Genomic DNA, 13,519 nt, shown 5'->3' with positions numbered 1-13,519 from the left:
ATGCAAAATGAATGTGTGTTGTTGCATGGTTGGGGAATGAACCAAGGCGTGTGGCAGTTAATAAAACCAGAATTAGAATTTTTATATTCTGGTAAGGTACGTTGTTTAGACTTACCTGGTTACGGTGATCATGATGTCTCTTTGGATCCGTATACTTTACATGATGCAGCTCAGTTGGTGAGTCAGCAATTAAAACCAAAATCTGTTTTGATGGGATGGTCTTTAGGCGGTTTGTTTGCCATTTATATTGCCAAACATTGGCCAGAAAAAGTGTCAAAAGTTATTTTAGTTGCCTCTACTCCTTTTTTTGTAGAGCAATTGCCCTGGGAAGGTATTAAACCTAAAGTGCTCACACAGTTTAAAGAACAGCTATTGCAAGAGCGTTCAAAAACGATAGAGCGCTTTTTGGCGATTCAAGCGATGGGCAGTGAGTCGGCGCGAGATGATGTAAAACAGCTAAAACAACTATTGAGTCAGTCACCGCCGCCGAGTAATCAAGCATTAAGTGTGGGGTTAGATATACTGCAAAGTGAAGACTTACGTGAATTATTTTCTCACTGTCCCGTCGCGATTAGTGGAATTTTTGGGCGTTTAGACTCTCTCGTTCCTTATCGAGCAATTGAAAAAATGGTCGCACTTAATTCTGACTTTGAGTACGAAGTGATAGACAAAGCATCACATGCGCCATTTATTTCTCATAAAAACGAATTTTTATCTGCCGTTAAATCAATGCTTTGAAGCAAAGCCATGAATACAGCGGTTTAAAGCTTTATTTTGCGTGATTTTTGAGCGATAATTAAACAATATTTATTTGCTGGAGGTTTATTATTATGCCGATTGGATCTGTATTTAATAGCGGTGTTGAAGGGTTTAATAGAGCCAGCCAAGGTATTGAAAAGGCCAGCGCTGAGATTAACCGTGCCAGCATAGAGCAGCAAGATGATTCTCAATTAGCGCAGCAACGTCAATTAACGGCTGCTCGCCCTGAAGAAGCCGTAACCGCGCCGGTATCCCAACCTGCACGAATTGATGATGCATTAGTAAACTTAAAAGTTGAAGAGTTTAATGCCAAGGCTAACACGCAATCAATTCAAACTGCAGATGATGTACTAGGCACTTTAGTTGATATTAAAGTGTAATTCCTCATGAATATCGTCACGCCGTTTCCGTCTATCAATATAAACACTGCAAATGTTTATACGGAGACTGCTCGGCGTGACAATCAGTTACGTGAAGTCATTCCCCCAGCCGCTGCAAACACCGCCGGTAGTACTGAAAACAAAGCTCAAAGTGATGCAGAAAAAGCCAAACTACCTGGTAACAGCGATAGTTCAACTTATACTGCAAGCGGCAAAATTGCAGACAACAAAACTATTGAACAACGCGAAGGCAATGCTGATAGTGATCAAGATGATGCCGAGCAAGAAAAACAGCAAGCTGCCGAAGAAGTTAGTGAGCAAGAAGAGCTTCAACTTGAGCAAGAACAGCAACAAATTAAAGAGCTCAAAGCTCGCGATACCGAAGTGCGAACCCACGAGCAAGCGCATGCGGCTGTTGGTGGACAATATGCCGGTTCACCCAGTTACGAATACCAAATAGGCCCCGATGGCACTAATTATGCCGTAGGTGGTGAAGTACCGATTGATGTTGGGGTTATCAATGGCGATCCGCAAGCAACCATCGATAAAATGCAAACGGTACGTGCTGCTGCACTAGCACCAGCAGAACCCTCAGGTGCCGACAGAGCGATTGCGGCAGACGCCACACAGAAAATGGCTGCCGCACAAGCTGAGTTAGCTTCAGCTGATGACGAAGACAGCAGCGAAGATAAAAGCAGAGTCAGTGAGTCGTTTTCTAATAGTGAAAGTTCAGAAGTAAAAACCGCTAAAAGCGAAGAACAATCGCGTGATATTGAAGTTGAAGCGCGTGCAGGACGCATTGCTAGCTTTTATCAACTGGCGACATCACCCGCGATTCAGAGCGAATTTTCAGCGCAAATTTAGCTGATTAAAAATAAAAAAAACCGCCTAGGCGGTTTTTTTATTTTTAAATATATCGTTTAAATTACTTTTTCACTTTTGCGTTAGCAAAGGCGTCAGCAAAGGCACTCCCCATCATCGCATTGCCTGTATCGCGTTTAGGTTTAGGCGCTCGTGCTTGGTTGGTATTATTGCTGCGAGGCTTTTGCGGTGCCGCAGCTGCTGCTTTATTGCTGGTGTCTATGTCGTCATCTAGGCGCATAGTAAAACTAATGCGTTTACGGGCAGCATCGACTTCAACCACTTTTACTTTAACAATGTCACCTGCTTTAACCACTTCGCGTGGGTCTGAAATAAACTTGTTAGTAATAGCTGAAATATGTACGAGTCCATCTTGATGAACACCCACATCAACAAATGCACCAAAATTAGCAACGTTAGAAACCACACCTTCTAAAATCATACCAGGCTTAAGGTCACTAATTTTTTCAACACCGGCTTTAAACTCCGCGGTTTTGAATTCAGGACGTGGATCGCGACCTGGTTTATCAAGCTCGCTAATAATGTCAGTCACGGTTGGTAAGCCAAATTTATCGTCAATATAGTCGTTTGCAGCGAGTTTACTTAAAAATTCACTGTTACCAATTAAGTTATTTACGTCTACCTGATTATGTTCACAAATACGCTTAACGATTGGGTATGCTTCAGGGTGAACTGATGAGTTATCTAGCGGATCGCTGCCATTATTAATGCGTAAAAACCCGGCCGCTTGTTCGAATGCTTTTGGCCCTAAGCGTTCTACTTTTTTCAACTGACTACGTTTTGTAAATGACCCATTCGTGTCACGGTAGTTTACAATGTTTTGAGCCAACGTTTTGTTTAAGCCAGAAACACGTGCAAGCAAAGGCACTGAGGCCATATTTAAATCAACCCCCACACTGTTTACACAGTCTTCTACTACAGAAATTAGGCTTTGCCCAAGTTGGCTTTGTGATACATCGTGTTGATATTGGCCTACACCGATAGACTTAGGCTCTATTTTAACTAGCTCAGCTAATGGATCTTGGAGGCGACGTGCAATAGATACTGCACCGCGTAAAGATACATCTAAATCTGGGAACTCATTAGCGGCAAATTCAGACGCAGAATACACCGAAGCGCCGGCTTCACTGACCATAATTTTATTCAGTTTAAGCTCGGCATTGGCTTTGATAAGTTCGCCAACCAGTTTATCTGATTCGCGAGAAGCAGTGCCGTTACCAATCGCAATAAGCTCAACTTTATGTTGGCGACATAATTGCTCGAGCGTACGCAGTGATTTATCCCAATGATTTTGCGGTGCATGTGGGAAGATTGTTTGTGTAGCGAGCAGTTTTCCTGTGCTATCGACTACCGCAATTTTACAACCAGTACGCAAGCCAGGATCTAAACCAAGTGTTGTGCGAGGGCCTGCAGGCGCTGCCATTAATAAATCTTTTAAATTTTTAGCAAATACGTCAATGGCACCGGTTTCGGCTTTTTCACGCATTGCGGCTAAAAACTCGTTTTCTAAGTGTAGCCCAAGCTTAATTTTCCATGCCCACTGCACCACAGTTAATAACCATGCACTAGCAGGTTTGTTTTTAATATCTAGGCGGTAATGATCACTGATCATTTGGGCACATAACTGGGCTGGATTTTCAGCACTTGGCTCAGGATTAATCGTTAACTGTAAAATGCCTTCATTTCGTGCTCTTAGCATGGCTAACGCACGGTGCGAGGGCACTTTTTTTAACGGTTCTTGATGCTCAAAGTAGTCTCTGTATTTAGCACCTGCTTGTTCTTGCCCATCAATTAACTTACTCTCAATCGCCCCATTTTGACTAATATGGCTTCTAAGCTTAGCGAGTAATTTAGCGTCTTCAGCAAAACGCTCCATTAGAATAAATTTGGCACCATCAAGGGCTGATTTTGTATCAATAATGGCTTTATCGGCATTAATATAGTGAGCAGCTTCAGCTTCTGGGTCGAGCATTGGGTCGTTAAATAAGGCATTAGCAAGAGGTTCTAAACCGGCCTCAATAGCGATTTGACCTTTAGTGCGACGCTTTGCCTTATAAGGCAAGTATAAATCTTCAAGCTCGGTTTTACTTTGCGCTGCTTTTATATCGGCTGCTAATTCCCCAGTAAGCTTATTTTGAGATTCTATCGTCGATAGAATAAAGCCACGACGTTCTTCAAGTTCACGTAAATAAGACAAACGTTGTTCTAGAAGGCGTAGTTGGGTGTCATCTAATCCACCGGTCACTTCTTTTCTGTAACGGGCAATAAAGGGGACGGTTGCGCCTTCATCAAGTAACTTTGTTGCTGCAACCACTTGTTGCTGCTGTGCATTTAGCTCAGTTGCTAAACGTGCAGAGATATCGCTCATGCAAAAACCTTTTAATACAAAAAATAAGACCAGCTAAGAAGTTAACTGATGCGTCAATGTCTTGAATAATATCACAGGGGAAGGTAATAAAAAGCTCTTAAAGCAAGCTATTTTACTTGCTTTAAGATGCCATTACTGGGGTTGGAACTATACTAATAAAAAGCTGATTTAGTGAGGGTGCTCTATACTTTCGAGTACTTCACTAAATGTGTGCGCTATTGGACTAATATGAACAGGAATTTGCAGCTTACGTGCTATATCGCGTGCTGAAATTAAACCACTTATTTCATTATTAGCCGCAGTGACTAATAAAAACATAGCGCCATGATGTTCCATAGTTTGCAGTGCATCACCAATGCATGAGTAGCTTAAGCTTTTCATACTTACACCCATTAAATTACTTAGCGGTGTCATTAAATAGCGCAAGCTAATTTCACTACGAGGCAAGCCTAAACGCTGTGCTAAAATCATGATTTTTGAGCTTTGTAAATCAGCACTCGCCACTATACCTACTAGCTTTTGCTGCTCATCAGTTACCAAAATAAAATCAGAGCGTTGAGTCGTTAACTGTTTTGACGCTTGTTCAATTGTTGTATCAAACGATGCACGCATCGGGCTTGTATCAGTAAAACTAGTCACCACTTGTGTAGCAGGTGAAGTTAAATCAATGACAGCTTCATTAGTAAATGTATTCGCAATAGTGCCATGCGAAATATCTTGGGTACGGAGTTCTTTAAAGTTAGACATAATATCCACCTAATTAGTTATAAAATTTAATAATGTTTAAAAGCAAGTTATTAAACTAAATAACGGGTGGCGCTCGCGGGTGTGCATGGCTGTAAGGTGTGACTAAAAGGCTGCTTTCATAATGAAAGTAAAACGCTAAAGGAAGTGGTTGAATTTCTCTAAGCGCAATAACACCGACATGAGAATCTATATCGGTGTCGAGGTTTGCTTGGTCAGGAGAGTCGCAAACAATAAATTCTGCAGGTGTAAAACCAGCATCAATTTGCGTATTTTTGGGTGTTGCATGCAATGTCAAACTTACACTCATAAAGAGTGTAAACAATAGGGCATGTTGTAATATGCGCGCTGTAATGTTTGACATAGTGACGACCTTAATTAACTACTCTCAAATTAATACATCATAACTTGAGTTACTTTAGTTATAGCTTACTCAGATAATATAAACAATAAAAAGTTAATATGATCTGAATCAAAACTAAGCCGTTTTATTTTTGGTAGGAAATATTATTTACATACCATTGCTTAGCACCTTGAGGGGTCATGACCTCAAAATCATCGTCTACTTGTTTTTTTAATAATGCTCGCGCCATCGGTGAGTCAATAGAAATGTAATCGTTGCGATCATAAATTTCATCGGGACCGACAATTCTAAACTTCTTACACTCCCCAGCCTCGTTTTCTATTTCAACCCAAGCACCAAAAAAAACTTTGCCGTCTTGCACGGGTGAGTAATCAACAATTTTTAAATCGGGGATGCGCTTACGTAGATAGCGCACTCGGCGGTCTATTTGGCGTAATAGACGCTTGTTATACTGATAGTCTGCATTTTCAGAGCGGTCACCAAGGCTTGCAGCCCAACTCACAATTTTAGTGACTTCTGGGCGTTTTACATTCCAAAGATGGTCATGTTCTTGCTGAAGTTGTAAATAACCTTCGCGAGTAATTAAGTTTGTTTTCACGCCGTGTTCTTGTTTAATTTTCATGTGTGGCACGGTATTAAAATAAAGGCAGCTTGTCGAGATAAAATAGCCACCAATGGGTTTGAAATGTTCAGTAACAATCTAAGCACTTAATTAGTTTTTTATTATTAAGTTTTTCATTTATATTAACTATTAATAAATTATAAAAATAAGCAACAGATTATGGGACAAGAGACAGTAAAAGTATTAGTGGTTGATGACGATAAACGTTTGCGCAGTTTGCTTGAGCGCTATTTAGTAGAGCAAGGATTTATTGTTAGAACAGCCGCAGATTCACAGCAAATGGATAGGCTTATTGAGCGTGAAAACTTTCACTTAATGGTGCTTGATTTAATGCTGCCCGGAGAAGACGGGCTCTCTATTTGCAGACGGTTACGTCAAAAAGAAAACCAAATCCCAATTGTGATGTTGACCGCTAAAGGTGATGAAGTAGACCGCATTATTGGTTTGGAGCTCGGTGCTGACGATTATATTCCTAAACCGTTTAATCCACGTGAGTTACTTGCCCGCATAAAAGCAATTTTACGTCGCCAATCAAAAGAAGTGCCAGGGGCACCTTCAGCAGAAGAGAATTTAATTGAGTTTGGTAAATTTACTTTAAATTTAGCCACACGAGAAATGAGCGAGGGGGATAATACCGTATCGCTCACAAGTGGTGAATTTGCCGTATTAAAAGCGTTGGTATCTCACCCTCGAGAGCCGTTAAGTCGTGATAAATTAATGAACTTGGCAAGAGGTCGTGATTACAGTGCGCTAGAGCGTAGTATTGATGTGCAAGTGTCACGCCTTCGCCGTATGATTGAAGTGGATGCGGCTAACCCGCGTTATATTCAAACTGTATGGGGATTAGGTTATGTGTTTGTTCCTGATGGTGAAAAGTAATAATTATGGGGATGTTTCCACGTAGTGCGTTTGGGCAAACTGTTTTTTTAGTAGCAGCTTTGTTGCTGATTAACCAAATTGTATCCTACGTCACAGTAAGTTTATATGTTGTTAAACCCACTATTGAGCAAGTTAATTTGATGCTTGCTAAGCAAATTAAAACTGTATTTATTGACTGGGAAGATGGTGTTGAAGTAACCGATGAAGTTTCAGAAAAGTTTTTTGCAATAACCGGTATTGAGGTGATGACTCAGCGTGAAGCGATGCGCAATGGCTTAGGGCAAAGTCGTGAGTATTCAGGGCTATCGCGAAGTATGTCAGAGCAGTTGAATGGGTTTTCTCGGGTACGCATTAGTCAAACCGATCCACTTATTTATTGGGTGGAAGCCCCGCAAGCACCGGGCTATTGGGTTAAAGTCCCCTTAACCGGATTTAAAGAAAGTAATCTTGAATTTTTAACTTTTTACTTATCCAGTATAGGCTTTTTAAGTGTATTAGGCGGGTGGTTATTTGCAAGGCATTTGAACCGACCATTAAAAGCACTGCAACAAGCGGCAATAAAAGTAGGCGTTGGTGATTTTAGTACTAAGTTACAAGAACAAGGCTCAAGCGAAGTTATTGAGGTAACGCGCGCTTTTAACCAAATGTCGCGAGGTATAGCAGCCCTTGAAAATGATCGTCGATTACTCATGGCCGGTGTCTCTCACGACTTACGCACACCGCTTACCCGTATTCGGTTAGCCACAGAAATGATGGTTGATGAAGATGATTATTTACGCGAAGGTATTATTTACGATATTGAAGATATGAATGGCATTATTGATCAGTTTATTGAATACTTACGCCATCATAAACGTGAAGAACAAAGCTATGAAGATATCAATGCGTTAGTAGCCGAAGTCGTACAAAGTGAATTAAAGCATCAGCGTGTTATTACGTTTGAAAGCAATCCTAACCTAGGTAATATTCCCATAAGCTCAGTGGCTATTAAGCGAGTAGTGACGAATATGATTGAAAATGCACTGCGTTACTCGCAAGGGGATATTGAGGTGCAAAGTTATTTTAATAGCAATAAAAAGTACGTCATTATTGCGGTTAACGATAATGGCCCAGGTATTCCTGAGAGTGAATTAGAATCAGTGTTCGAACCATTTAAGCAAGGTGACGCTGCACGAGGCAGTGAAGGCAGTGGTTTAGGCTTAGCTATTATTAAACGCATTATAGACATGCATAATGGCAAGGTTGTGCTCTCTAATCGCCCTGAAGGTGGTTTAAGTGCGCAAATATATTTACCGGTTAAAGTGGTTAATCAAAACTAAATAAAGCTATCCGCCGTTATATGCGGATAGCTTTAACCATTTTATAGTGCTTTAAAACGAATGGCTGTACCACCACTGGTGGCCAATTTTAGTGTGAGTTTATCATTTGCGGTAACAGTGCGTTTTTCGATTTTTAAATCGTAAGGGTTGTTCTTCCACTCTGCCTTATCACCATCTTTGTAGATTTGCGCTTCAAACTGTTTATCTTTATCTAAGAAGTCGAGTTTAACCTCAATGGTGCGGGCGTTTTCATCAGTTACAGCGCCTAAGTACCAGTCATTACCAGTGTAATGATCGCGTTTACGTTCTTTTCGTGCAAATACAATAAAGTCGCCTACTTCTCCATCAAGCGCAATACTTTGTTGCCAATCGGTCGGTACGTCTTGAATAAATTGAAAAGCATCGGGCTTAGCTAAATAATTTTTAGGTAAATCAGCCGCCATTTGAATTGGGCTGTACATTACAACATAAAGTGCTAATTGCTTTGCAAGTGTTGTTTGCGGGCGATTTGTATCGCCACCTAAGCCATTAAAGCTCATATCAAAAATACCTGGCGTAAAGTCCATTGGGCCTGCCAGCATACGCGTAAAAGCAAGCATTGGAATGTGCTCTGGTGGATTGGGTGGCGTGCCCCATGCGTTAAATTCTTGGCCGCGAGCGCCTTCACGAGCAATCCAATTAGGGTAAGTACGGCGAAGGCCGGTGTCTTTTATTGGCTCATGAGTATTAATACTTATTTTATGTTTTGCAGCTAGCTTAACGTTGTATAAGTACTCATTAACCATAAATTGGCCGTCATGCCACTCAAAACGGGCAATGCCGTTTTCATCAATGCGTTTAATATTGCCACCATCGGCCACATAACCGGTTTTAATTTGGCTTACATTTGATTGCTCGTAAAGCGCAAAAGCGTCTTCCATTTGATTACGATAATTTGTTACGTTACCTGAAGTTTCATGGTGGCCAATTAACTGCACCCCTTTTTGCTTACCGTAGCGGGTAAGCTCCTCAATATCAAAGTCATCATATGCTTGGGTAAAGCTAAATACATCGCCATTAAAAAACCAGTCGCCATCCCAACCAGTGTTCCAACCTTCAACTAATACACCATCAAAGCCGTATTTTGCGGCAAAGTCCATGTAGTATTTAGTATTTTTTGTGGTAGCACCGTGTTTTTCGCCACTACCCCAAGTATTCTCATTGATGTGCATGCCCCACCAAATACCTACGTATTTGCCTGGTTTAACCCAGGACACATCACCGAGCTTATTTGGCTCATTTAGATTTAAAATAATATCTGAATTAACTAAGTCTACCGCATGTTCGCCAATTTGAATGGTGCGCCAAGGTGTATTAAATTCACCGTGCTTTTTGACTGCTATACCATCTGACCATGGCGTTAAATCGGCGCTAAAAGTGCCTGGGCGACGTTGGTTAAGCACCATGCCCGCATAATCGACTAGGGCTGCTTCATGAATACTGACATGTACACCGTTACCATTTTTAAAGGTAAAAGGGGTGTGAGCGAGTGCAGCATCTTGTAAGGCTGTGGTGTTGTAGACATATTCGTAACGATTCCAACCGCGAGCAGGTATCCACCATGCGGTGGCTTTATCGGCACCGGCGATGGCAAACTCGGTCAGCTCTTTAGTAATTTCTGTTTTTTCAAAACCGGCTTGTTTAGGGACTTCATAGCGAAATCCCACACCGCTATCAAAGGCTTTAAATCGCACTGTGTATGTGCCACCGTGGGGTGCGGGTTTATTAAAGGTAACGGCAATTTCATTGTGCTTGTCGACAACGGTTTGACGCTCTCCCCAAGGTTGCTGCCATTGACTATCTGTTTGTGAGCGAGTTACTTCACTAATAACAAAACCTTCATCAAATGGCGCTTGGCTTTTAAATCTAAAACCTAAATGTGACTGCGTAATAACAGGTTTACCGTTAAAGCTAATAGAATAGTAAGGAGATGAAGATTGATCAGATATGGTGATTTTAATTTTTTGATCAGGCGATTCCAGCATGGCTTCTTTTGCAAAAGCGCTGCTTGAAAGTAAAGCAACTAGCAGTAAAGGTAATCTCATTGTGTGTCCTTTATGTCAAATTGTAGACTATGAGCATAAAGTGAAGGTGGGGTTATTACGAGATGACTGCAAACGTATTCAGTGTAATTAAACACATAAAAAAGGGCTCTAGCGAGCCCTGTTTTATATTTATAACTTATTATTTTTTATCAAAAGCGCGTTTCATGTAATTAGGTGTTGCGAGTGCACCGTGATGAATGCCGCCATTGTAGTATTCACTATGCTGTGCAATTGTTGCTGCGCCGTCTTCTCTAAAGCCATTAAATGCCTCAGATTTGCGAGCTAGCGTCACTGACCATAACCCACTTGGGTAAATAGGTTGTGGGAATGGGAGTGTTTGTAAATCGTTAAAACCAACACTTAGCATAGCTTCGCGCATTTCAACCAACAGTGGCATATGCATTAATGGCGATTCACTTTGTTGTACCAGTATTCCACCAGGGCGAAGTGCGTTTAAACAGCTAGTATAAAACGCATGGTTAAATAAACCTTCACCTGGGCCTACCGGATCAGTACCATCAACAATCACTACATCAATAGACTCACCAGCTGCTTCGCGCATGTATTTAATGCCATCGTCAAACATCACAGTAGCACGTGGGTCATTATTTGATTCACATAACTCTGGGAAGTACTTTAACGACATTTGGGTAACCACTTCGTCAATATCTATTTGAGTTACAGTTTCTACGCTTGGGTGCTTGAGCACTTCACGTAACGTACCGCAATCGCCGCCACCAATAATAACTACGTTTTTTGGGTTTGGATGCGCCAGTAATGCTGGGTGGCTGATCATTTCGTGGTAAAAAAAGTTTTCACGGCTACTTACCATAGTACAACCATCAATGATCATTAAATTACCAAAGTCTGTGGTTTCAAACATTTCTACTTTTTGAAAAGGAGACTGTTTTTCATCTAACTTTTTGTTAATACGTAATGAAAATGCGCTGCCATCGCGGTCGCTAATTTCAGTAAACCACTTACTTTGATCTAAATTTGCCATAGTTGTTGTTACACTTTTGGTTGAGTATGAAAAAAAGGAGGCAATTCTGCCAGTGCTTGGCCTATTGCTCAATCAAATTTTACTCTCTTTAGCGAATAAAGTTAGCTATAAAGAGGGGAAAGTTCAATTTTTGTTAGCTTAGCAGATAGTGACGTATTAAAATGCCCCTTTACACCTAATTTAATAAAGAAGAGTTGCCATGACTTGGGGTTTAGAAACAGCACGTGCTACATACAATGTTGCTCATTGGAGCGATGGTTATTTTGATATTAACGCACAAGGTGAGTTGATAGCCTATCCTGATGGCGACCAAACAAAACCTGCCATTTCTTTAAGTCAGCTTACTGAGCAATTTAAGCAGCAAGGGTTAACATTGCCCGTACTGGTGCGCTTTACTGATATTTTAAAAAATCGTGTAGATACGCTCACCAATGCCTTTACTCAAGCGCGCACTAACCGCGAATATAACGGCAAATACACCTGTGTTTATCCTATCAAAGTAAACCAACAGCGCTCTGTTGTGAGTAAGTTATTAGCTCACCCAAGTGGCCTAGTGGGACTTGAAGCTGGTTCTAAACCTGAACTAATGGCCATTTTAGGGGTGGCGAAAGAGCCTATTACTATTGTATGTAACGGCTACAAAGACAGCGAGTTTTTACGTTTAGCCTGTATTGGTCAAGCAATGGGACACAGCGTTAAAATTGTGGTTGAAAAACTCTCAGAGCTAACCACATTGCTTGAAGAAATTGATAATTTAGGCATTGAACCGGCTATTGGAATTCGTATTCGCTTAAATTCGGTTGGCAAAGGTAAATGGCAAAATACCGGTGGTGAAAAAGGTAAGTTTGGTTTAACCGCAGGACAAGTACTCAGTGCAGTGGAAGTACTTAAGCAACATAGCAAGTTGCATTTAATGCAAATGGTGCATTTTCATATTGGTTCTCAAATCGCCAATATTCGTGATATCCATCGTGCCTTGCGCGAATGTGCTCGCCATTTTGCTGAATTAACTCAATACGGTGTACCGCTAAATACGGTTGATGTGGGTGGCGGGCTTGGCGTTGACTACGAAGGCTCAGGCTCACGCAGTGCCTGCTCAATGAACTACACAGTCGAAGAGTACGCGCGTAATGTAGTGAATGCATTTGCCGATGTGTGCGATCAGCATAACTTAACGCACCCTGCTATTATTACAGAATCTGGCCGTGCATTAACGGCTCATCATGCAGTGTTGATCACCGATGTCATTGATGTAGAAAAAGCACCGAATCATTTAAACCCAGAACCGCCATTGGAAAACAGCGCATTAGTGCTAGATGAAATGTGGCAATGCTTACAACGTTTGAACCCACGTATGGCACTTGAAATATATCATGATGCTATGCACTTATTTAGCGAAGCACACGATCAATACGTGCATGGTTTAGTGAGCATGCTAGAGTGGGCGAAAATAGAGCAGCTTTACTTTACGATTTTACACCGAGTTCGTGCATCGTTAAGCGTTAACGCACGCGCTCATCGCGAAGTGCTGGATGATTTAAACGAAAAGCTAGCCGATAAACTGTTTGTGAATTTTTCATTGTTTCAGTCATTACCTGATGTATGGGGTATTCAGCAGTTATTTCCGGTCATGCCCATCGAAAATCTAACGCAGCCGCTTACTCAGCGCGCGATTATCCAAGACATTACTTGTGATTCTGACGGGCAAATACGTGAGTACGTTGAAGGTGCAGGTATTGAAACTAGTTTACCTATCCCTGAATATACACAAGGTCAGCAGTATCATATTGCCATGTTTATGGTGGGGGCATACCAAGAGATTTTAGGTGACTTACATAACCTATTTGGTGATACCGACTCAGTCCATGTTGAGCTTAATGAGCAGGGATATGTATTAACCAATGCCATTAAAGGAGACAGCGTTAAGGATGTATTAAAATTTGTTGATTATGATAGCGAGTTATTAGCTGATAACTTTGCCACTCAAATTAATAAACTTGATGTATCAGAACACTGTAAAGAAGGGTACCTAGCCGAGCTCAATGCAGGGCTTGAGGGCTACACCTATTTTGAAGATTAATTTAGTTGCATAGTTAAGCGCGGTCTTAGTGGCTG

General features: G+C 41.3%; 12 protein-coding genes. 6 read left to right on the top strand and 6 right to left on the bottom strand.

The genetic code is table 11. The annotated features are described in order from the left end of the window. From bioH to PTET_RS14760, 3 genes are all read left to right on the top strand, one after another. On the top strand, positions 1-738 hold the full coding sequence (gene bioH / locus PTET_RS14770; protein ID WP_036957092.1) for a pimeloyl-ACP methyl ester esterase BioH: 738 nt from the start codon (positions 1-3) through the stop codon (positions 736-738). A gap of 92 nt (positions 739-830) precedes the next feature. Beyond that, the gene (locus tag PTET_RS14765; protein WP_008112879.1) at positions 831-1,139 is read left to right on the top strand and encodes a hypothetical protein; all 309 of its coding nucleotides are present in this window, start codon (positions 831-833) and stop codon (positions 1,137-1,139) included. A 6-nt stretch (positions 1,140-1,145) separates the two neighbouring features. Next, entirely contained in the window at positions 1,146-2,003 is an 858-nt protein-coding gene (locus PTET_RS14760; protein ID WP_096038829.1) for a putative metalloprotease CJM1_0395 family protein, read from the top strand. A gap of 61 nt (positions 2,004-2,064) precedes the next feature. Here PTET_RS14760 and PTET_RS14755 read toward each other — a convergent pair whose 3' ends face one another. The 4 genes from PTET_RS14755 to greB all read right to left on the bottom strand — a co-directional run bounded on the left by PTET_RS14755 (position 2,065) and on the right by greB (position 6,095). Continuing rightward, the gene (locus PTET_RS14755; RefSeq protein ID WP_096038828.1) at positions 2,065-4,389 is read right to left on the bottom strand and encodes a Tex family protein; all 2,325 of its coding nucleotides are present in this window, start codon (positions 4,387-4,389) and stop codon (positions 2,065-2,067) included. Between the two features lie 168 nt (positions 4,390-4,557). After that, the gene (locus tag PTET_RS14750; protein ID WP_013466114.1) at positions 4,558-5,136 is read right to left on the bottom strand and encodes a CBS domain-containing protein; all 579 of its coding nucleotides are present in this window, start codon (positions 5,134-5,136) and stop codon (positions 4,558-4,560) included. A gap of 55 nt (positions 5,137-5,191) precedes the next feature. Next, positions 5,192-5,497, bottom strand: coding sequence for a hypothetical protein (locus tag PTET_RS14745; RefSeq protein WP_013466113.1), 306 nt, complete (start codon positions 5,495-5,497; stop codon positions 5,192-5,194). Positions 5,498-5,621: 124 nt separating this feature from the next. Further along, positions 5,622-6,095, bottom strand: a complete 474-nt coding sequence (gene greB / locus PTET_RS14740) for a transcription elongation factor GreB (protein ID WP_024602196.1) — start codon at positions 6,093-6,095, stop codon at positions 5,622-5,624. A 183-nt stretch (positions 6,096-6,278) separates the two neighbouring features. On the opposite strand from greB, the gene ompR reads away from it, so the two are divergent. Continuing rightward, positions 6,279-6,998: an osmolarity response regulator transcription factor OmpR gene (ompR, locus tag PTET_RS14735; protein WP_016899332.1), complete on the top strand. Its 720-nt coding sequence runs from the start codon at positions 6,279-6,281 to the stop codon at positions 6,996-6,998. A 5-nt stretch (positions 6,999-7,003) separates the two neighbouring features. Further along, positions 7,004-8,317 (top strand): two-component system sensor histidine kinase EnvZ, encoded by a 1,314-nt coding sequence (envZ, locus tag PTET_RS14730; RefSeq protein WP_016899331.1) that lies wholly within the window; start codon positions 7,004-7,006, stop codon positions 8,315-8,317. Positions 8,318-8,358: 41 nt separating this feature from the next. On the opposite strand, the gene PTET_RS14725 is transcribed toward envZ, so the two are convergent. Beyond that, the gene (locus tag PTET_RS14725; protein WP_096038827.1) at positions 8,359-10,401 is read right to left on the bottom strand and encodes a glycoside hydrolase family 97 protein; all 2,043 of its coding nucleotides are present in this window, start codon (positions 10,399-10,401) and stop codon (positions 8,359-8,361) included. A 139-nt stretch (positions 10,402-10,540) separates the two neighbouring features. Continuing rightward, positions 10,541-11,404: a polyamine aminopropyltransferase gene (gene speE, locus PTET_RS14720; RefSeq protein WP_013466096.1), complete on the bottom strand. Its 864-nt coding sequence runs from the start codon at positions 11,402-11,404 to the stop codon at positions 10,541-10,543. A gap of 199 nt (positions 11,405-11,603) precedes the next feature. On the opposite strand from speE, the gene speA reads away from it, so the two are divergent. Next, entirely contained in the window at positions 11,604-13,484 is a 1,881-nt protein-coding gene (gene speA / locus PTET_RS14715; protein WP_013466095.1) for a biosynthetic arginine decarboxylase, read from the top strand. Positions 13,485-13,519 lie beyond the last annotated feature (35 nt).

The organism is Pseudoalteromonas tetraodonis, assembly GCF_002310835.1.
Classification (GTDB): domain Bacteria; phylum Pseudomonadota; class Gammaproteobacteria; order Enterobacterales; family Alteromonadaceae; genus Pseudoalteromonas; species Pseudoalteromonas tetraodonis.
Note: the sequence above shows the minus strand (reverse complement) of the source record. Positions and strands in the feature narration are given on the sequence as shown.

Bases quoted from the DNA above. Each gene is read 5' to 3' on its own strand.
- bioH (WP_036957092.1), top strand. From the start codon at position 1: ATGCAAAATGAATGTGTGTTGTTGCATGGTTGGGGAATGAACCAAGGC.
- PTET_RS14765 (WP_008112879.1), top strand. From the start codon at position 831: ATGCCGATTGGATCTGTATTTAATAGCGGTGTTGAAGGGTTTAATAGA.
- PTET_RS14760 (WP_096038829.1), top strand. From the start codon at position 1,146: ATGAATATCGTCACGCCGTTTCCGTCTATCAATATAAACACTGCAAAT.
- PTET_RS14755 (WP_096038828.1), bottom strand. From the start codon at position 4,389: ATGAGCGATATCTCTGCACGTTTAGCAACTGAGCTAAATGCACAGCAG.
- PTET_RS14750 (WP_013466114.1), bottom strand. From the start codon at position 5,136: ATGTCTAACTTTAAAGAACTCCGTACCCAAGATATTTCGCATGGCACT.
- PTET_RS14745 (WP_013466113.1), bottom strand. From the start codon at position 5,497: ATGTCAAACATTACAGCGCGCATATTACAACATGCCCTATTGTTTACA.
- ompR (WP_016899332.1), top strand. From the start codon at position 6,279: ATGGGACAAGAGACAGTAAAAGTATTAGTGGTTGATGACGATAAACGT.
- envZ (WP_016899331.1), top strand. From the start codon at position 7,004: ATGGGGATGTTTCCACGTAGTGCGTTTGGGCAAACTGTTTTTTTAGTA.
- PTET_RS14725 (WP_096038827.1), bottom strand. From the start codon at position 10,401: ATGAGATTACCTTTACTGCTAGTTGCTTTACTTTCAAGCAGCGCTTTT.
- speE (WP_013466096.1), bottom strand. From the start codon at position 11,404: ATGGCAAATTTAGATCAAAGTAAGTGGTTTACTGAAATTAGCGACCGC.
- speA (WP_013466095.1), top strand. From the start codon at position 11,604: ATGACTTGGGGTTTAGAAACAGCACGTGCTACATACAATGTTGCTCAT.